We start from the raw sequence: 19088 nt of genomic DNA on the forward strand, positions 1-19088 counted from the left end.
ACATGATGGAGTCAATATGCCAGAATCACTGGCCAAACGAAGGGAAACATCTGCGGGGTAACAGGAATGACTCATCGACCATCGGCGGGCAGTCGTTTTCGAGGGCAGGTTCTTGAACGAGCCTGGGCTTTCCGTGCCGCTAAGCGAGGATAACACCATGGATGATCGTGCGTTCATTGTTTTTTCCGTCGGGCCGGTCCAGTCCTTCATTTCTGCCGCGCGGACACTGCGGGATCTGTGGACCGGCAGTTTCCTGCTGGCCTGGCTAACCCGTAAGGCCATGGAACCGATCTATTCAAAACACGGGGCGGCGGCTTTTATCGAGCCCGATATGAGCCGCGATCCCATGTCCCCGCAGAACCTGCGCAAGGAGCTTCGCTCCCCCTGCTTGCCGAACCGGTTCCTCGCTGAGGTTCCGGCCAACGAGGCAGAGGCGCTCGCTCAGGCCTGCCGGGATGCTTTCGATAATGCGTGGCAAACTATTGCGGACAATGTGCGCCAGGCATTGCAGACGGAAATCGCCAAACTGAAGGGCGACGGAGCCGTGGAATGGGAGAGTTCAGTCGAGCGTTTGTGGAATGCCCAGGTTGACTCGTTCTTCGACGTGCGGGTGAGCGTTGTGCCCCGGGGAGCGATTCCAGGCGACGCGGTCAGGTCATTGCTCGGTGAGCGGGGAGAGTCAGGAGGCACCTGGGCCCACGCGTCAGCAGAAGACAGGCTGTGGACGGACCAGGCGGAACTGGCCGCCCGCGTCCACGCCACGCACAAGGTGATCAGAAAGGTCACCCGATATTCGCCGACACCGGACGCCCAGGGGATGTATCCCGGCAAGTGCTCTCTGCTCGGAACTTACGAATATCTGGGACCTGCCGAGCTGACAAAGGCCGCCGCGTTCTGGCAGGTTCTCAGCGGCAAGAACGGGGTGAGTATTGGCGGGGTACGAATCCGCCCGGGCGAACGCCTCTGTGCGGTGAGCTTTGTCAAACGGTTTGCCTGGCCGGCCTATTTTGTGAACGAACTCGCGGTTGATCCCCGAAAGATGCGGTTGGAAGACCTGGCAACCGTCGCCGCTGCCGAATGGCTCAGCCACGAGCCGGAGCTTTCTCCCCAAACAGTCCGGGACCAGCATGGCGTTTGGAGTGGCGAATGGCTCCACTGGGAGCGCCCCGAGCAGGATGAGGAGGAAGGGGCCTGTCCTCCGGATGTCTGGAAGCAGATTAAAAAGAAACGGGATAACCAGGGCAAGGCACCGGCCTATTATGCCGTGCTGATGATGGATGGCGACCGCATGGGCAAGCATCTTCGGGCAAAGCCCGGCCGCGAGCATCCCCGAACCATCAGTAAGGCCCTGATGACGTTTGCACTCAATCACGCTCCGAAAATTGTGGAAGACAATCACGGCGTTCTTGTGTACTGCGGTGGGGACGATGTGCTGGCGCTGCTTCCCACAACGAAGGTGATCTCCTGCGCCAGGGAACTCAACAAGGCCTTTCGGGAAGTGTGGGCTCGCGAGGTCCTAAAAGGACAGCCAGGAGACACCGCCACGCTCAGTGCCGGCATCGCCGTCGTCCACTACAAGGAAGACCTCCGCTTTGCCCTGGAAACTGCAAGGCAGGCTGAAAAGCATGCCAAAAACAACGGTCGGGATTTGGTCGCCATCACCGTCTGTCGCCGGTCGGGTGAACACACCGTAGCGCTTTGTCCCTGGCCCTTTCTGGACATCCTTCAGGGGTGGATCTCCGCCTTCACACCCAGCCAAGAGAGTCCGGCGGGGGCATCCGACCGCTGGGCACGCCATCTGTACCGTGACCTGCCTGTTTTGAAGGGGCTTCCCGTCGATGCGATGAAGGCCGAGATCCGTCGGCAGGTGGATCGCGCCGAAGAGTCGACGCGAAAGCGACTGTCACCCGAGGCACCCAAAAAGGCGGGGGCCAAAATCGTGGAACAACTGGAGCTTTTCGGCAGTTTGTGGGACCAGCGCTCACGGTCGCTTCCAAAAGCGGGGGCCACACCGGGCGCATCCGCCGGCCGAAATGGTCAACTTCTGGAAAACTTCCTCACCTTGTGCCAGACGGCATCGTTTTTGGCGAGAAGGAGGGATGAATGAGTCGGCAACTCAAACATTTGGGGGCCCTGCTCGAGCCGCTGGACGTCCTCTTTTTCCGTGATGGTCGCCCATTTGCAGCGGCGACGCGTGGCTCCTCGGGCTTGCCTACCCCTCAAACCACGGCGGGGGCCATCTGGGCGAGTCTCCTTCGGGCCATGGGCTGCAATTTCGACAAAATACGTGATGTTTACATTCGCGCAGCCGAAAATCATCGCCTGGAAGAAAGCGACTATCAGGCGGTGTGGCGCCAGGGCCTCCAGGAAGCCGGAGCACCTGAGTGGTTCTTTTCCATGACCATTCGGGGTCCGTGGTTGGTCAGGAGGCGTGGCGGGGATAGGAAAGACCCTTCGGACGATAAGCCCGATCCTGCGCACTGGGAACTCCTGTTTCCCATGCCGGCCACTGTGTTCTCGTTCAAAAAGAGTGAGCTGGCAGAACGGCCGGAAATCTGGTTGGGGCAACCGCTTTCCCGGAATCAGACCCTGCCCGGCTGGAAGCCTCCTCGGGCCGGCATGCGGCCGATCTGGGTGAGCACTCGAGAAGATGTGGAGACCTGCAAGGGGTTTCTCACCGCGGCCGGGATGCAGAAGTTTCTTCAGAGCAAACCGTCCCAGAACTTCAACAAAGAGGACTTCGTCTCGGAGAGCGAGTTGTTCGGTCACGACAATCGCACCGGAATTGGAATCAATCCTCAGCGACTCACTTCCGAGGAACACCAGATCTACGCGGCGAGCTTCCTCGCTTTGAAACAGGAGGTGGCCTTTTACGTGGAGCTGCATCTGCCGCCCGAGGGCGAATCGGTGTGGAAATCGGTGAGTTTTCTCCGCTGGGGCGGGGAAGGCAAACAGGTGGCGGTCAAGCATTTCGACAAACCGCTCGAATTTCCCAGGGCCGTTCCTCAAAACGGGCAAAAACCCCTGCTCGTGCTGACGACACCTGGAATCTTCGAGGACGGATGGTATCCCCGGTGCCTGGCGGGGGAACTGGTGGCGGCCGCTGTGCCGGGTGAGGTGGCCGTCTCCGGCTGGGACCTCGTGCGCCGGGGACCCAAGCCCACACGTTTTGCCGCCTCGGCCGGTTCCGTGTATTTCCTCGAACGCCTTCCGGAAACACTTTCGGATCCGTTGTCTGATAAGCCTTTGGACCAGCAACAGGGTTGGGGCTGCTTTTTACAAGGAGTTTGGAACGATGTCTGACGCGACAAAAACCACCACACAGGGCGCACTGTTGTTCATCCATGCCCAGACGGCGTTGCATCCCGGCTCGGGAACGGCCCTGGGTACTGTCGATCTTCCCGTCCAACGGGAACGGCACACCGGCTGGCCGAACATCGCGGGCTCAGCCCTCAAGGGTGTCCTCCGCGATGCCTGCCGTGAGAAGATTCATCAGGCCACCGGGCAGCCACGCAAGGTGGTCAACGAGGAACATCCGGACATCGTCACCATCTTTGGACCGGGCAAAGTGGACGAGAGCAGCGCCCACGCAGGCGCCCTCACCGTCAGCGATGCCCGCATTCTCGCCTATCCCGTGCGTTCGCTCCGTGGGGTGTTTGCCTGGGTGACGTGCCGCGGCGTTCTGGAGCGTTTGTGCCGCGACCTGGCCCTGATCGGCATGCCGCTTCCGTCGCTTCCCACAACCTGGCCGGCCGAACACAAGGCCCTCGTTCCCACGAACTCACCGCTCATGGTGGGGCAGTCGAATCAGGCGACTGTGGTCCTCGAGGAGTTTGATTACAAAGTGATTGGCCCAAGCGACGGCGTGGCCGAATGGCTGGCGAATCATGCGGTGGCTGACAAGTTTGCCCAAGAGCGTATGAAGAGCCACCTTGTCGTGCTCTCTGACGATGATTTCACCCATTTTGTCCGTAACGCCACGGAGATCGTTGCCCGAATCGCCCTCGATTACGAACGGAAAACGGTTAAGGAGGGCGCCCTGTTTTATCAGGAATTTCTCCCGGCCGAGACCCTCATGTACTCTGTGCTGCTGGCCAATTCCAGCCGGAACGAAAGAGCTTCCATGGATGCTGCGGAGGTGCTCGGCAAAGTTCGGCAGTGCCTGGAAGATGTCCGCGTGTTGCAGATCGGGGGTGACGAAACCACGGGAAAAGGCCTCTGTGCGGTGCATGTTCTGCAGCAGTGAACCGCTTCACTTATCAGTCAGGCCTATGGAACAAAAAAAGGAGTCAGGGGATATGGCGAACGCAACAAAACCCGAGAAAAAAACGCTCGATCAACGTCGGGCAGAACATGCATGGCAGGCCGTTCAGGCGGTGAATCCGAATAAAAAAGATCAAGAGGCGAAAAAGAAGTTTGAAGAGTTTTGTAGGCAGGCCAAAAAGTTGCCGGTGCGGATCATTGCCTCCGGATTGGGACAGGCCCTGGCGTTTTTGAAAGCAAAAAACTACGCGCCGAAGCTGCTCGTGGCCCTGGGAGATTGGGTGCTCGATAAACGCATCAACCCGGATAGCAAGAAACCAGAACCAGACGACATGGCCCTCTTGAAAGCCGTTGTCGAAGGTGATGCCGAGTTCCTCCGTTGGGCCACCGACGAAGTCCTGGCCTATCTCCAGTGGTTAGTCCGATTCGCGGATGCAGAAGGATCCGAGGGCAGCGCAACGACCGACTGAGGAGAAAATCCTATGGCGATGATCGTTCCCCTCCCCAAATCTGTTCGAGACCTGGTGCGTGAGAACACCCACCTGGGGTTACAGCTCGACAAATACGTCCAGTCATGGAATGAGGAGCTGTTCTCAAAACCTGGGGACGACACCGGGAAGCTCTCGGAGCGGGTCCAAAAGCCTACCGTTGAACTGATCGCCCGCAAGTCCAGAACCGAGCCACCGGGATTAAACTACGCTGGTTTATTCGCGCGGTGGCAGGCCGTCGCGGCGGCGAGGGGAGCAATGACCTTCAAAGCTAAAACCGTCGGGCCGTTGACACTCCATCTCGCCCGGGCATCGGCGCTCGAAAACGCCGGCATTTGTTTGCATCCGATTTATGGGTTTGTCTACTTACCAGGAACCGGCCTCAAAGGAATGGCCCGCGCGTTTGCCGAAACGGTCTGGCTGCCCACGCAAACCGATCAGAAAAAGGCGTGGCAACAGATCGAGGACGTCTTCGGCTGGGCTCCGAATCCCGACCGCGTCAAACAGATCAGGGATCCCCATCATCCTGCCGAAGTCCGCCACGATCCGAGCGACCCCAGAACAGAGATCACAGCCTCGTCAGGACAGATTGTCTTTCTGGACGCCTGGCCCGAGAAATGGACGCCGTTAGTCGTTGATATATTGAATAACCACCATTTCAGTTATTACCAGAATCAGGAACCACCGGGAGACTGGGATTCGCCCCGTCCGGTGTATTTCCTGGCGGTTTCTGCCGGTCACACGTTCTGTTTCGCACTGGCCAAACGCCGGGCGGATGTCCCGGATGAACTCCTTCAACTGGCGACCGAATGGTTGGTGGGCGCCCTTGAGTACGAAGGGGCCGGTGCAAAAACGGCCTCCGGGTATGGATCGTTCAAGCTAACCGAGACGCCAAAGCTGTTCTCCTCGGATAACATCGATAAAACCTGGAAAGGGGCCCTGGCCAAGCAAAAACGGGCAGAATTCACCTGCACGCTGGAACTCGTCACGCCGGCGTTTCTGGCGGGACCCTTGCAAAAGGAGGAGGACTGCGAACTCCGGCCGGCAACGCTGCGGGGCATGCTCCGCTGGTGGTGGCGGACCATGCACGCCGCCCACGTGGACGCCGCCACTCTCTATCGGATGGAATCCGCGATTTGGGGCGATACAAATTCCTGCGGCGCCGTCCGCGTTACGGTGGAGCCGTTAGACAACGTAAAGCCTGTTTTATTCGATAAAAACAAGGTAAGAGACGAAAATAAACTGCCTGCTCCGCCGAATAAAAGGACTACGCAAGGGCTTAATTATTTCACTTTCGGCATGGATGACATGCGCAGGGAGAATGGCCAGCGCCAGCGTTATCAGCGCTATTATATAATGCCGGGTGCAAAATGGCGGGTGACGATGAGAGTTCGTCCGAAGATATATGAAATAAAAAATGATAAAGGCATCGTTATTGAAAAATGGGACCTATCAGTTTCTGATGTCCTGCCCCAGGCTCAGGCGGCGTTGTGGTTGCTCTGTTACTACGGAGGGGTTGGCTCCAAGTCGCGGAAGGGTTTTGGTTGTTTCGATGTGCCCGCCGAACTTTCCAGTTGGAACCTGGAAAAATGTAAAGAAGTCGCCGCGAAGTTTCGCAAGGCATGCAACCGGTCAACTCAAAAAGGGTGCGACGCACCGACTCTGGAAACGATGATTTCGGGTGAGGAGCTCCCGGTTGGCTGGAAAAATGTCTGGTGGATCCTGGACCGTATCGGTGCCGCCGCTCAAGCTTTTGCCCAACAGTACGCGAAAAATGCTCAAAAACTGGCGTTGGGACTGCCGAGAAATGTACGCGGCCGATTTAACCTAGGCGAACACGTTGCAAAGACGAACCGTCACGCATCGCCGCTCATCTTTCATGTGGGACGTCAAAATGGGAATTATGTTGTGCGCTGTGTCGGGTTTCCTTCCCCAGAGTTACCGGCCGATCGCACGCGAAAGGCAAGCCAGAATTTTCTTACTCAGGCGATACAAACAATAACTGCCAATCTGAAAAGTGCGTTTTCGAACTCACAGGGGGCCGCCATGCAGCCGGCGCGGTTCCCCACTGGTCAGCCTGGCCAAAGTCCAGGGGCTGGGGCTCGGCCCACCAGCGCCCCCGCTCCTTCTCTCCCTACTTTGAAAAGTGGCGACGAAGTGGAAGTCACAATCGTGGAAGATCCCAAAGGCAAAGGCAGATTGTTCGCAAAACACGAGGCTACAGGTCTCGTCGGAAATATCATTGATCCGAATAATGTGCCCGATAAAACAATTGGAGCAAAAATACACGTGTTTATTCACTCGATCAACATGAAGCAAAAACAGATTCAATTCAAAGCTAAAAAATAGAAAGCCTGTAACATTTCGGAAAAATGTCCATTCCTTTAAAGCCTGTGAAGAACGTGCGATGTTCGTAAAGCCAAGGCGTTGGCACGAATTGGCGGCTAGGGCTGCGGCGTCCGCCTGTTTCGGTTTGCCCTGGCCGTCTTGTCTGTTAAAGCGACCGAGTATCAAGTTTTTGCAGGGTTCCAGATCGGGCGCATAGGGTATGCAACAGCTACCCAATGCTATGGTCGTCCTCTCCAGTGAACAGCTCTGGCCGAATATCCTCGGTTTGGTCCATTGGCATAAACATGAGGGCGGCGTCAAGGATTTATGCATTTATTACACGAACAATCCTGTCAGATCAAAGCAGCCCGCCGAACGCTTTGCGGCATTTGCCAAAAAGGTTTTTCCACCGATCCATGTTCATCTTCCAGAAGCTCCCGGCGGCACGTTGCCACAGGATGTGTTGGGCCAGATCCTCGCCTGGCAAAAGCAGCTTCCGGCAAGGCGGTGGATCATCAATGCCACGGGCGGACTCAAGCTCATGTTCTATGGAGCCGTTCAGGCCAAGGAGTTGCCGAATACGGAAGTCGTTTACGGAGAGCTTTCCGGTGAATGGTTCCGCTGGAGAAAAACCGCCCACGGTGAACAACTGGAATCGTTGTCAATAGATCGTGCGGAAACCGACTATATTCCCGTCAGATATCTCGTGCAGGCGCAGTCGGGAGTGGCCTTCAACCGTACATGGCAGTGTCAAAAGCCCGAACCACTGCCTGTCGCACAAGTTGTTCAGGACGGAATCGAGACGGGCTGGGACTGGCCTCGGATGTTCGCCAGGATTGGCCGGCCGAATGAGGGTCAGGCAGGATTTCTCTTCGAAAAATTCGTCGCTGCCGTGCTTCTCGAAATGGGTATCCCGCAGGTAGACGTTAATGCGAAGCTCGGCGAAGGCAATGGTCAATCCGTGCAGGAAATAGACGTGATCGCGAACTATCGTGGCCGAATTTTAATCTTCGATTGCAAGCTCCGCGTGGAAAGCGAGGAAGGCCGCCGGGTGGAGCCCCTTGCCGTCCAGATTCGTCAGGCGGCCGCCATCCGCCGCGATATCGGGGGAATCGGGGCGATGCTCCTGATGATCAGGCCGGGTCGAGCATTCCGTGAGCAGGAAAAATTGCTGGCGAGGGAACTGGGAGTGGATATACTCGACAGCGCCGCAACATTGAATTTCTTTCGCGAATTGGCCCGTTTTTGTGGATTGCCAGGAGAACTTCCCGCGTCCTTGCAAAAGGCCCAGGATTTACTCGACGGAGCGAAGTCCCAGGGCTATCAGGAGGCATTGGCAAAATCCAGCTTTTTAGGCGCTACCCCCGGTGCGGAGCCGCGGGGTGTGTTGATCCGCTTGGAAAGTCACCTCAACAAATACATGGAGGAGACAGCTCAGGATTGGGCCGTCTATCAGATGGGACGTCACATCTATTTATACTACAAAATTCCTCCAAACGTTCCCGCCGCGGTATGCCTCAATCGGTGGCAGCAAATCTGCGATGAAGTGGCTGAAATCAAACCTCTCTGGACGGCAAAAGGGGGCAAAGTGGCGCTCGCCAGACTTATTCCCAAGGTCGATACTGACCAACTGAGAATGTTTTTGGGACGCCACCGAGGTCAGAAACTTCTCCAGTAGCCCCTCCATTACGCTGCACAATATCGGAATAACAGACGTTTCATTGTGTTATCATATTGAGTATATTCGAATAAGCCCCGACCATGGCTACTCTAACGGGCAAATGGCGTGGCGCAACGCGCCGGGCAAAATCATTCAAGGCGGTTTCTTTTCGGAGCTGAACACGGCCAATTCGGCCAGACCCACGTTTTGGGTTCCAGGTTTGGTTGCCGTGACTAAAAAGGCCAGCCATTTGACCTCGCCCGGCGGAAAGACGATTCCCCCACCTTGACGCGCATTGTCGAGAAGTTCGGGCGTCTCGATCGTGGTGCCATCGCTGAAAATCAAGAGCCTCCTTGGAATCTGGTCAAGTGAGTTTGGGCGATCGAAGAGCCAGACGCGGTCCACCGCTACTGGTTCGGCCACGGGCGGCAAATAAACGCAGTATCACCTTCTTCGGAAGATGCCCAGGCCCTGGCTGGGCTTTGAGGAAAGCCCGCCACGACGCTGTTGCAGGCGGCCTCGCAGCGGTAGCCTGGATAGCTTGAACTCGCCGCCCCGGATGCTGGCCTGGCGAGGTTGTGCCGGGCGGAGAGCGGAGAATCTGGGCATACGCCTCCAGGAGAAAAGCCGTATTTCTGCAACACATGGCACCACGGCCAAATCGATTGAATCGCGGTAGGGGCAATTCATGAATTGCCCCTACCTGGATCTGAATGTGTTGTACGCCCGGCTCATCAATTGTTGTAAGTGCCACATGTCCAGGTGTGTTCGGACTTCGGAGGGACCCGCTCGTCGGGTCTGTTTTTTCGGAGGGACCCGCTCGTCGGGTCCGCGTAATTGCAAGGACCCGCTTGTCGGGTCCGGTAAACACCGATCGACGGCCCATTCCCTTTCCCCGGGCACGACGAGCGTGCCCCTCCGGAATAATCTCGGAGGGACCCGCTTGTCAGGTCCATTCCAGGTTCTATGCGAGGTTTTCGAGGTTTTCCCTTCTAACCGGCATGCAACGTTTTTCTTCCAGAACAGTGTGGCGAAATCAAAAACCCCGTGAAATCCAGCACTTACGTGGGAAATCACGGGGTTTTCTGATCTTCTGTGGTATTAGGCCCGGAGGGATTCGAACCCCCGACCAAGGGATTATGAGTCCCCTGCTCTAACCGCTGAGCTACGGGCCCATCATGCGCCGGAGGGAGTGTTCTCCGGCTTTGGAGGTATTCAGGAATTCTCTCTGCCCTGTTCCTCCTGTTATACCCCCTCCCGCCTGTTATTCTGGTTCCTATATTTTCCCAATACCACCGCGCAGGGTTATGGGAGCGGCCCAGCATCTTGCCGCCATAGCATCTACGTCAGCACAACAAGTGGTGGGTGCCTTGTGGCGTCTGGGTAATTCTGTGCTGTAGTGCTAATTGGCCTTTGTGCCCGCGCCTATCATTTCACACCAAACTCAATGAGGTGCGGGTAGTCGCATCATATTCCGTTGCCGCAAACTGCATCCATGCGTTCCATAGTTTCTTGAAAACTTTGGGCAACCAGCCGAGGCCCGCGTCGGAAACATGGGTTTGTCGTTTCCGACGACGGGTTGTTTCCGGTTTGCGTGCCATCCGGGCGGATTGTGTGTTTGTACGCTTCAGCACCCCGGTCGCGGTGGCTTGACTGTCGTCTCGGTGATCCGGTCCAAAGTGAGCCACCGCTCCTTTTGGCGTTGCCTTCGCGCACTTCTTATTATAACGGGTGTTCCGGGGGCTCACGACACCAGGTGGACGATGGTCGGGCGTGCTCCGCGGTGTGCTGTCAGCGCGTGCACATCCAGGACCGGAACGTCGCATCTCGGGACCCTTGCAGGACATCCAGGCAGGTGGAGGGGTTCCCACCCGACCACAAAGTTCGGGCGTTTCTTGGCAGCCTTGTTGGAGGTGTGGGGACCACGCTGTTTAATAGAGGAATTGTCATCGAATGGAGCGGTCGCGGGGGACTGATTCGGAACTTGGTGCGTGGAAAACGTGAAGAAAACCGCGCGGCAACCACACATTTCCAACGGAAAGGCGAGGGTATGCGGCTGATTGTGCTTGGCAGCGGTGGTTATCACCCTAGTGAACGGCGTCATACGCTGTGTCACGTGATTCCTGAGGCGGGTGTGATCCTGGATGCAGGAACGGGATTCTTCCGCGTGGGCCGATTTCTGGACGAACAGCCGTGGCACATTTTTCTGACGCATGCCCATCTGGATCACATCATCGGGTTGACCTACTACTGGAGCGTCTCACGGGATCGGTCGCTTGGTCCGATCACGGTTTGGGGAAGTGACAAGACCATCGAAGCGGTGAAACGGCACCTGTTCTCGGAGCCGTTGTTCCCCAAAATGCCGCCGTACGAGTTCGCGCTCATCTTGCCGGGGGAAAAGGTAACGGTGCCGAGCGAGCGGGAATCGGGAGAATTTACTGTGACGAGTTTTCCCCTCAGTCACCCCGGGGGTGCACAGGGCTACCGATTTGATTTTCAGGACCGGTCGGTGGCCTACGTGACGGATACCACAGCGGCCGCCCGGCCAACCTACGTCCAGAAGATCATGTGTGTGGATGTGCTCATCCACGAGGCCTATTTTCCACCGGGTTATGAAGATCTGGCTTTGCAGACGGGCCATGTGTCGTCCGTACAGGCCGCCGAGGTAGCACGGGAGTGTCAAGCCAAAAGGCTACTTCTCGTGCACGTAAATCCCCTGAGCGAAGATTCCGACCCCCTCAGGATTATGGAAGTACGGGCGGTGTTTCCGAATGTTACTGTGGCAGAAGACGGGATGAGTCTAGCGTTCTAATCGGGCGGGCTGAAGTAACCCTTTATTGGGGGATGATGGTTGGTTGACCGGCGGGTCGCTTTTTAGGTACAATTCGGCCAGACTAATATGGCTTAACCTCAAACCGAGGAGGCCCGCCGATGCTGCCCGCCTCGTGCTTTCTGTTTCCCACGTCGTGGTGTTCTGGGGCCGATCATGGCGTACGGGGGTCGCCCGACCAAGCCCGTTGCGGTGCGACGGAGCGAGGCGGCCGTTGTTCCGGGAGTAGTGGAACACGTTTTGGTGCAATTGGGCTAGCGCTCAAGGGAGTTCTTCTCTGTGGAATGCTTCTGTTCGTGAATAATCGCCTGTGGGGCCGTGACGCCGCGACGGTGGATTTCGATCGCCAGGTGCGGCCGATTCTTTCGGATAACTGTTTCACCTGTCACGGTCCGGATGCCGCGGCTCGTCAGGCGGATCTCCGGCTGGACCTGCCCGAGGGCGTTTTCGGTTCGGCCGAGTCGCCCGGGGTAGTGATTCCGGGGAAAAAAGAGGAAAGCGAGCTGTATTTGCGGATTTCGGCGGAAGACCCCGAGGAGCGGATGCCGCCCCCGAGTAGCGGGAAAGAGCTGACGCGGGAACAGATCGAGCTCATCGGTCGGTGGATTGATAGCGGCGCCAAGTGGCAACCGCACTGGGCGTTTGTGACGCCCCAGCGACCGCCTCTTCCGGATGTTTCGCGCCCGGAGTGGTGTCGAAATCCCATTGACCGGTTTATCCTTGCACGATTGGAGAAAGAGGGGCTTGCTCCCTCTGAAGAAGCCGACAAGGTAACGCTTCTCCGCAGAGCGACGTACGATCTGACAGGTCTCCCGCCCACGCCGGATGAGGTAGACCGGTTCCTGCAGGACGATTCCCCCGATGCCTACGAAAAAGTTGTCGATCGTCTTCTGGCATCACCGCATTTCGGAGAGCATCGGGCACGCTACTGGTTGGATGTTGCCCGGTATGGCGATACGCATGGGCTCCATCTGGATAATTACCGTTCCATGTGGCCGTATCGGGATTGGGTCATCCAGGCCTTCAACGAAAACAAACCCTATGACCAGTTTATTATTGAGCAACTGGCGGGGGACTTACTTCCCAACGCAACGCTGGATCAAAAAGTGGCGTCGGGGTTCAATCGCTGCAACGTGACGACCAGTGAGGGCGGGGCCATCGACGCGGAATTTCTCGTCCGATATGCCGTGGACCGCACAAGCACGATGGGCACGGCGTTCATGGGGCTGACGGTGGGCTGCGCGGTCTGCCATGATCATAAGTATGATCCCATCACTCAAAAAGACTTTTACCGCATGTACGCGTATTTTTACAGCATGGCGGACCCGGCGATGGACGGAAATAGCGACCGGACGCCACCCATCGTGAGTCTCCCCACACCAGAGCAGGCAACCAAGAAGGCGGCCCTCGAGGAAGAACGGGCAGCCATCGAAAAGCAGATTCGGGAGGAGTTGGATAAGGTCGATTACCGCGATCCCGATGAGGAAGAAACCGGTCCTGCACCGAGCCCGAGGGAGATCGTGTGGATTGACGATGAGGTGCCCGCGGGCGCTGCGTTGTCGGCGGATGGGCACCCCTGGGAATTTGTGGAAGCCGGTGATCCAGCGGCGTTTTCGGGCAAAAAAGTCATGCGGCGAAAGGCCGAGGGCCTCGCGCAGCACTATTTCACTAAGGCCACCCAGCCACTGGTCGTGGGGGATGACGACACGCTATTCGTCCACGTTTATCTGGATCCCCAGAACCCGCCGCGGGAAATCATGCTCCAGTGGAACGACGGGTCGTGGGAGCACCGGGCATTCTGGGGTGAGGACCTCATTGAGTGGGGGCAGAGTGGCAGCCCCAGCCGAAAACGAATCGGCGATCTGCCGGCCGCCGGACAGTGGGTACGGCTCGAAGTCTCGGCAAAGGATGTCGGTCTGGAGGCGGGTAAACAGATCAACGGCTGGGCGTTCACCCAGTATGGAGGAACGGTTTACTGGGACGCCACGGGTATCGTGACGACGGCCATTCAACCAGGTGAGAAGTTTCGCAGTCTGAAACGCTGGGAAGCAGTCGTGAAGGGGGGCAAACCGGACACCTGGCCAAAGCCGGTGGCTGAAATCCTCAAGAAGTCGGCGGACAAGCGGACCCAGGAAGAGCAGGCCAAACTGCGTGATTACTTTGTGGAGTTTGTCTACGAGGACACGCGGGCGATATTTGATCCGCTCCATGCCCGGCGGGACGAAGTGGACAAGCAGCTCAGGGAACTGGAGAGCCAGATCGCGGTGAGCTTGGTGTCGGCCGACCTGCCGCAACCCCGAGAGGCGTTTGTGCTGGAACGGGGCGACTACGAAAAGCCGCGGGAGAAAGTGGAGCCGGGTGTCCCCAGTGTGCTGCCGCCGCTGCCTCCTGATGCACCACCGAATCGACTCGGCCTGGCGCGTTGGCTTGTCCAGCCCAATCATCCATTGACGGCGCGGGTGGCAGTCAACCGCTTCTGGCAGGAAATATTTGGCACGGGATTGGTGAAGACCTCTGAGGATTTTGGCACGCAGGGTGAACGCCCCAGCCATCCGGAACTTCTGGACTGGCTGGCGGTGGAGTTCATGGAAAGCGGCTGGAATGTGAAACATCTCTTCCGGTTGATAGTGACCTCGGCCACCTATCGGCAGAGTGCGAGGGTCCGTCCTGAGTTGCTGGCGAAGGATCCTGAAAATCGGCTGCTTGCCCGTGGTCCACGGTTCCGGCTGGATGCAGAGGAAATCCGCGATACCGCTTTGTTTGTGTCGGGATTGCTTGTGGACAAAATCGGTGGACCGAGTGTCAAGCCATACCAGCCGGAAGGGCTCTGGGAAGCAGTGGGCTACACGACGAGCAATACCGCGAAGTTCGTCCAGGATCACGGCGAAAAACTTTATCGCCGCAGCCTGTACACGTTCTGGAAAAGAACATCACCTCCACCCGGACTGGTACTGTTTGACGCGCCCAGTCGGGAAGCCTGCGTGATGCGGCGTGCCCGCACGAACACGCCGCTCCAGGCCCTCAACTTGATGAACGATGTCCAGTATGTGGAGGCCGCGCGAAAAATGGCGGAACGTCTCCTCCAGAAAGGATTCAGCGATCCTGGCGACACCGCGAAGTACGGTTTTAAGCTGGTGACGTGTCGCGAGCCTAAACCGAGCGAACTGGCTGTGCTTCTGGAGCTTTACCGGTGGCAGCGTGATTACTTCGAGAAGAACCCACCGGCTGCGGAACAGCTACTCCAGGTGGGAGAATCACCTCGCGATGAACAACTTCCCGCGCGAGAACTGGCCGCCTGGACGATGGTGTGCAACGCGCTACTGAATTTGGACGAAACCATCACCAAGCCGTAGCAGCCGGCTTGGCATAGTGTTGTAAACACGGTCTCTTTTGGCCGGAGAGAACGCCATGGATCCCTTCGAAGAATATCGGCTCCTGGAAACACGACGGCAGTTTTTCGGGCGGTTGGCGCGGGGGCTGGGACCGATCGCGCTGGCTTCTTTGCTCAATGAAAACCTGTTTTCGTCAGTCGCGGGAGCGGTTCCGGAGCGTCAGCCCGGTCGGTCCGGAGTGCTGGAGAAACTCCATTATCCACCGCGGGCCAAACGGGTCATCTACATGGTGATGAACGGGGCCCCGTCGCAACTTGATCTCTTTGACTACAAACCCAAACTGCTTGAAATGTTCGACGCCGATTTGCCCGAGTCGGTCCGAATGGGTCAGCGTTTGACGACCATGACGTCGGGCCAAAAACGGTTTCCGCTGGCTCCGTCGATCTACAAGTTTGCGCAGTACGGGCAGTCGGGAGCGTGGATCAGTGAACTGCTCCCTCACCTGGCCACCGTGGTGGATGAAATTGCCATCATCAAGAGTATGCACACGGAGGCCATCAATCATGACCCGGCGATCACATATCTCTTAACGGGTTCGCAGATACCGGGGCGTCCCAGTCTGGGGGCATGGTTGTCGTACGGATTGGGGTCCCTCAACCGCGATCTACCGACGTTCGTCGTGCTCCATTCCACGTGGAGCGCGAAGCGAGATGCCCAGGCAATCTACGAGCGATTGTGGGGGGCGGGTTTCCTGCCGTCGTACCACCAGGGCGTGAGCTTTCGATCGAAGGGGGATCCCGTGCTCTATCTGAGTAATCCCCCCGGTGTGTCGCCCGAGTCGCGAGAAAAAACCGTTCAGGCGGTCGTCGAGCTCAATCGTGAACTCTACAACGCGCTGGGAGACCCCGAGATCCAGACCCGTATCAGCCAGTATGAGATGGCGTTCCGTATGCAGTTTTCTGTGCCGGAGCTCACCGATCTCTCCCAGGAGCCAGAAGAGACGTTCGAATTGTACGGGGAGGATGCCCGGAAACCCGGCACTTTTGCGGCCAACTGTCTGCTTGCACGGCGGCTTGTGGAACGGGATGTGCGATTCGTCCAGATTTTCCATCGCGGTTGGGACCACCACTACGACCTGCCGCGGGACCTTCCGCTTCAGTGCCGCGATGTGGATCAGGCCTGCCGGGCCCTCATCATTGACCTGAAGCGCCGGGGATTACTGGAAGACACGCTCCTGGTCTGGGGCGGTGAATTCGGCCGGACGGTGTACTGCCAGGGAACTCTCACCAAAACCAACTACGGCCGCGACCACCATCCGAGGTGCTTTACGATGTGGCTGGCGGGCGGAGGTGTTAAACCGGGCATTGTGTACGGAGAAACCGACGATTTCAGCTATAACATCATCAAGGACCCGGTGCACATCCACGATCTGAACGCTACGATTCTCTATCTCTTGGGGATCGATCACACGAAATTGACGTATCGGTTCCAGGGCCGGGAGTTCCGGCTCACCGACGTCGCCGGAAACGTGGTGAAGGGAATCCTCGCCTGACGCCGCTGGTTTCTGGTTACGGTCCGCGGAGGAGCTTCTCCAGGAATTGGAGCGTCTCCTCGGGGAGTTTGCGGTCTGCGTGCGGCGTGATCGTGTGGAGCCAGAGCGCTTTTTCCGCTGCTTTTTGGGCCCCATCGCGATCTCCCAGTGTTCGCAGGAGCTCGGCAAGCCCGGCGTGATACCGAGCCTGGTGGGGATAAAGGTCGATGGCCCGGCGGGCGAAGGTAACGGCTTTCGCGAGGGCTCGCCGGTCGTTCGTTTCCTGGAACAATTGTTGGTAGGCAAGAGCGAGAACCCAGGAAGCGGCATGGTGATTGGCAGCCCGTGGGATAAGTTCAGCGGCGTAGGTGTCAAGCTCCTTCGCCCGCTCCTGAGGAGACGACGGTCTGGGTTTCCGCAGGACGGCGGTGAGGTCAGCCGCATCGGGTTTGCTGAGCAACGATTCCGCGGGCTTTTTCTGGGGATCGGGACCCTCCGCCTGCCACAATTCCACCAGCCGCATCCAGGGCTCGAACGCCCAGGGATCGGCCTCGGCAGCCAGCCGACAGAATTGTTTGGCACGATCGATCGAAAACCGTCGCGCGGCACTGGCCTGAGCGAGAAGGCTGCGGGCCTGAAGCACAGGCGAATAGGCCGTGGTGTAAAACGCCGCGATCAGCAAGCCGAAAAACATCAGGGTGGCAAATCCTGCCCAGGTGGGAAGCGGCACGGAAAGGCCCTGAGGGGAAGCGAGTTGACGAAGTCGCTGCGACCAGCCGCCGGACGCTTGGTTCTCTGATAAGGATTGTCCCGTGAAGTGCCCCGTTGGAACATCGGTCGCCAGCACCCAGAGCAACCAGAAGCTGCCAGCCACACCGGGGAACGTGAGTCCGCCTGCTGCCAGCCAGTTAACGCCAATGGCAACAAGCGCCGCGGCGAGGATTCCAGGGGCCAACGTGCCCGCCTGAATCCACGGCCAGAGTCCCACCCCGATGAGAACAGCCACGGGAAGTCCCACCAGTAAGAACGTCAGGTCCTGGGGGGCCGAGCTGAGCAGTCCCAGCCAATAGCTTGCCGGCCAGGCCAGCAACCATCCCAGTGCAATCGGCCACAGTTGCTCACGGCTGTGAAGAGCTGTCCTTTGCGACGCACCCACGAGTGCTCCCGCCGAGGATGGCCGGGGGCCCGCCGACGAGTTGGTGGTCGAGTCTGATCGCGCGCCCTTGAGGTTCCAGAAAGTGAGCCCAATTGCCAAGAGGAAAAGCACCCCGGCGGGAATGCCTCCCGTGGCGGTCACTTCCAGAAGAAAATTGTGCGGGTCGGAGATCTCCTCGCTCGCTTCGGGAAGTTTGTATCGGGTGTATGCGTAGCGGAAATTTCCCGGCCCACAACCCAACAGGGGCTGATCGGCGATCATGTTTATGGTGGCCCGCCAGTATTGCCAGCGATAACCGAGAGATTTCGTGGCCTCGGATAGGACCTGCCAGTCGATCCCCCGCGTGGTGATGGCCACTGCAAGGGCCAGCGCCAGCAAAACCATCACGGCCATAAGCACTCGGCGTGCCACTGTGCCGCGGAGCGAGGTTCCCAAAGCCAGAAGAATCGCCATGCCACAGACGAGCGCGACGTACGCCGAACGGCTTTTGGTGAGAACCAGGCAGCACAAAAGACCGGCCAGCCCCAGAATGCATAATGCCAGAGCTGCCCAAACCAAGCCGCGCGTGGGTCCCCCCAGAGATCCGTCCCGGGAAGTGTTGTGGGTGCGCGACGGCGAGGTGCCGGAAGCGGTCTCGATGCTGGTGTCAAAAAGAAGTTTCACATTGCCAACAACTGCCGCAAGAAGGACAAGACACCAGGGCAGAAGAAAACCGGCCAGCGAGTTGGTCAGCGCAAACGTGGCCAGGGGTTCCCGACTGAAGAGCCGATTCTCGAACTGTGCCAGACCGACCGGATCCTCGAGCAGGTCGTCCCAGCCAAGCTCCCGGAGGAGTTCGGTGCGGCGAGTCTGGTAAGCCGTCCGTAAATGCGGTAATTCCACGAGATACTGGTACAGCCCGTAAAAGGCCACGCCCACGGCAAGGGCGGCCATTCCCGCCAAAACCGCGCGGCGTTGCCGATCGGTGAGGTTCAACTGCCGAAGAAGCTGCCACAGCACATAGTACCCCACCCACACCCAAAGCATGTTGATCGCGGGGCGGGCCGTCCCTGAGTAAACAGCGCGAAGCGCGGCCAGCACCAGCCACACAACGGTCGCCAGGAAGGCCAGGTCCACACGCTGGAGTTTCACTCGCCACCCAGATCGGCCGAGATTGAACACGATTCCGATGAGGACAGCACCGAAAAGCAACATGGTGGGGGCGACGTCATCGCCCAGATCGGCGCCCTCGCTGGGAAAGAGCGGCCGGGCGACGAGGAGGAGCGTGACCATCGCAAGCAAAAACGCTCGCACACCAGAAGAGGAACGTCTCTCCTGGTTATGCGGCTCGGCAGCTTTCTCGCCCGAATCCTGACTGGGTGTCTCGCGCCTGTGAGGAATCCGCTGTTTGGCCATCGTGAAGGATGCTGAAAAATGGCAAGAGGATGCAATATTTCAGGGCGAGGTGCCCTCTTGCCTCATGGTACACCGACCGGGCAAAAACCCAAAGCGTCTGACCCA

The 19088-nt window shown here is 58.2% G+C and carries 10 protein-coding genes, 1 tRNA gene and 1 pseudogene; 9 read left to right on the forward strand and 3 right to left on the reverse strand.

Annotated elements, in window-relative coordinates:
- Positions 1–157: 157 nt before the first annotated feature.
- From cas10 to THTE_RS01015, 6 genes are all read left to right on the forward strand, one after another.
- Positions 158–2107 carry a type III-B CRISPR-associated protein Cas10/Cmr2 gene (cas10, locus tag THTE_RS00990; RefSeq protein ID WP_095413674.1) on the forward strand — a complete coding sequence of 650 codons (1950 nt, stop codon included), beginning with the start codon at positions 158–160 and terminating at the stop codon, positions 2105–2107.
- The gene (gene cmr3, locus THTE_RS00995; RefSeq protein ID WP_095413675.1) at positions 2104–3303 is read left to right on the forward strand and encodes a type III-B CRISPR module-associated protein Cmr3; all 1200 of its coding nucleotides are present in this window, start codon (positions 2104–2106) and stop codon (positions 3301–3303) included. The genes cas10 and cmr3 overlap by 4 nt, the downstream gene beginning before the upstream one ends.
- Positions 3296–4246, forward strand: a complete 951-nt coding sequence (gene cmr4, locus THTE_RS01000; protein WP_095413676.1) for a type III-B CRISPR module RAMP protein Cmr4 — start codon at positions 3296–3298, stop codon at positions 4244–4246. The genes cmr3 and cmr4 overlap by 8 nt, the downstream gene beginning before the upstream one ends.
- 52 nt (positions 4247–4298) lie before the next feature.
- Positions 4299–4733 (forward strand): type III-B CRISPR module-associated protein Cmr5, encoded by a 435-nt coding sequence (cmr5, locus tag THTE_RS01005; protein WP_157731580.1) that lies wholly within the window; start codon positions 4299–4301, stop codon positions 4731–4733.
- 12 nt (positions 4734–4745) lie between these two features.
- Complete coding sequence (cmr6, locus tag THTE_RS01010; protein ID WP_095413678.1) at positions 4746–7100, forward strand: type III-B CRISPR module RAMP protein Cmr6; 2355 nt, start codon at positions 4746–4748, stop codon at positions 7098–7100.
- 199 nt (positions 7101–7299) lie between these two features.
- The gene (locus THTE_RS01015) at positions 7300–8757 is read left to right on the forward strand and encodes a PDDEXK family nuclease (RefSeq protein ID WP_157731582.1); all 1458 of its coding nucleotides are present in this window, start codon (positions 7300–7302) and stop codon (positions 8755–8757) included.
- Between the two features lie 135 nt (positions 8758–8892).
- Here THTE_RS01015 and THTE_RS18600 read toward each other — a convergent pair.
- Both THTE_RS18600 and THTE_RS01025 read right to left on the reverse strand, forming a co-directional pair.
- Positions 8893–9383: pseudogene (locus THTE_RS18600) on the reverse strand (DUF7402 domain-containing protein).
- A gap of 458 nt (positions 9384–9841) precedes the next feature.
- Positions 9842–9914: transfer RNA gene (locus THTE_RS01025), tRNA-Ile, on the reverse strand.
- 875 nt (positions 9915–10789) lie between these two features.
- Between THTE_RS01025 and THTE_RS01035 the strand changes: the two genes are divergently transcribed.
- From THTE_RS01035 to THTE_RS01045, 3 genes are all read left to right on the forward strand, one after another.
- On the forward strand, positions 10790–11551 hold the full coding sequence (locus THTE_RS01035; RefSeq protein WP_157731584.1) for an MBL fold metallo-hydrolase: 762 nt from the start codon (positions 10790–10792) through the stop codon (positions 11549–11551).
- A 302-nt stretch (positions 11552–11853) separates the two neighbouring features.
- The gene (locus THTE_RS01040; protein WP_095413683.1) at positions 11854–14922 is read left to right on the forward strand and encodes a PSD1 and planctomycete cytochrome C domain-containing protein; all 3069 of its coding nucleotides are present in this window, start codon (positions 11854–11856) and stop codon (positions 14920–14922) included.
- A gap of 55 nt (positions 14923–14977) precedes the next feature.
- Entirely contained in the window at positions 14978–16453 is a 1476-nt protein-coding gene (locus tag THTE_RS01045) for a DUF1501 domain-containing protein (protein ID WP_095413684.1), read from the forward strand.
- Positions 16454–16469: 16 nt separating this feature from the next.
- On the opposite strand, the gene THTE_RS01050 is transcribed toward THTE_RS01045, so the two are convergent.
- Positions 16470–18983 (reverse strand): O-antigen ligase family protein, encoded by a 2514-nt coding sequence (locus THTE_RS01050; RefSeq protein WP_095413685.1) that lies wholly within the window; start codon positions 18981–18983, stop codon positions 16470–16472.
- Between the last annotated feature and the right edge of the window lie 105 nt (positions 18984–19088).

It is taken from the genome of Thermogutta terrifontis (genome assembly GCF_002277955.1).
GTDB classification, from domain to species: domain Bacteria; phylum Planctomycetota; class Planctomycetia; order Pirellulales; family Thermoguttaceae; genus Thermogutta; species Thermogutta terrifontis.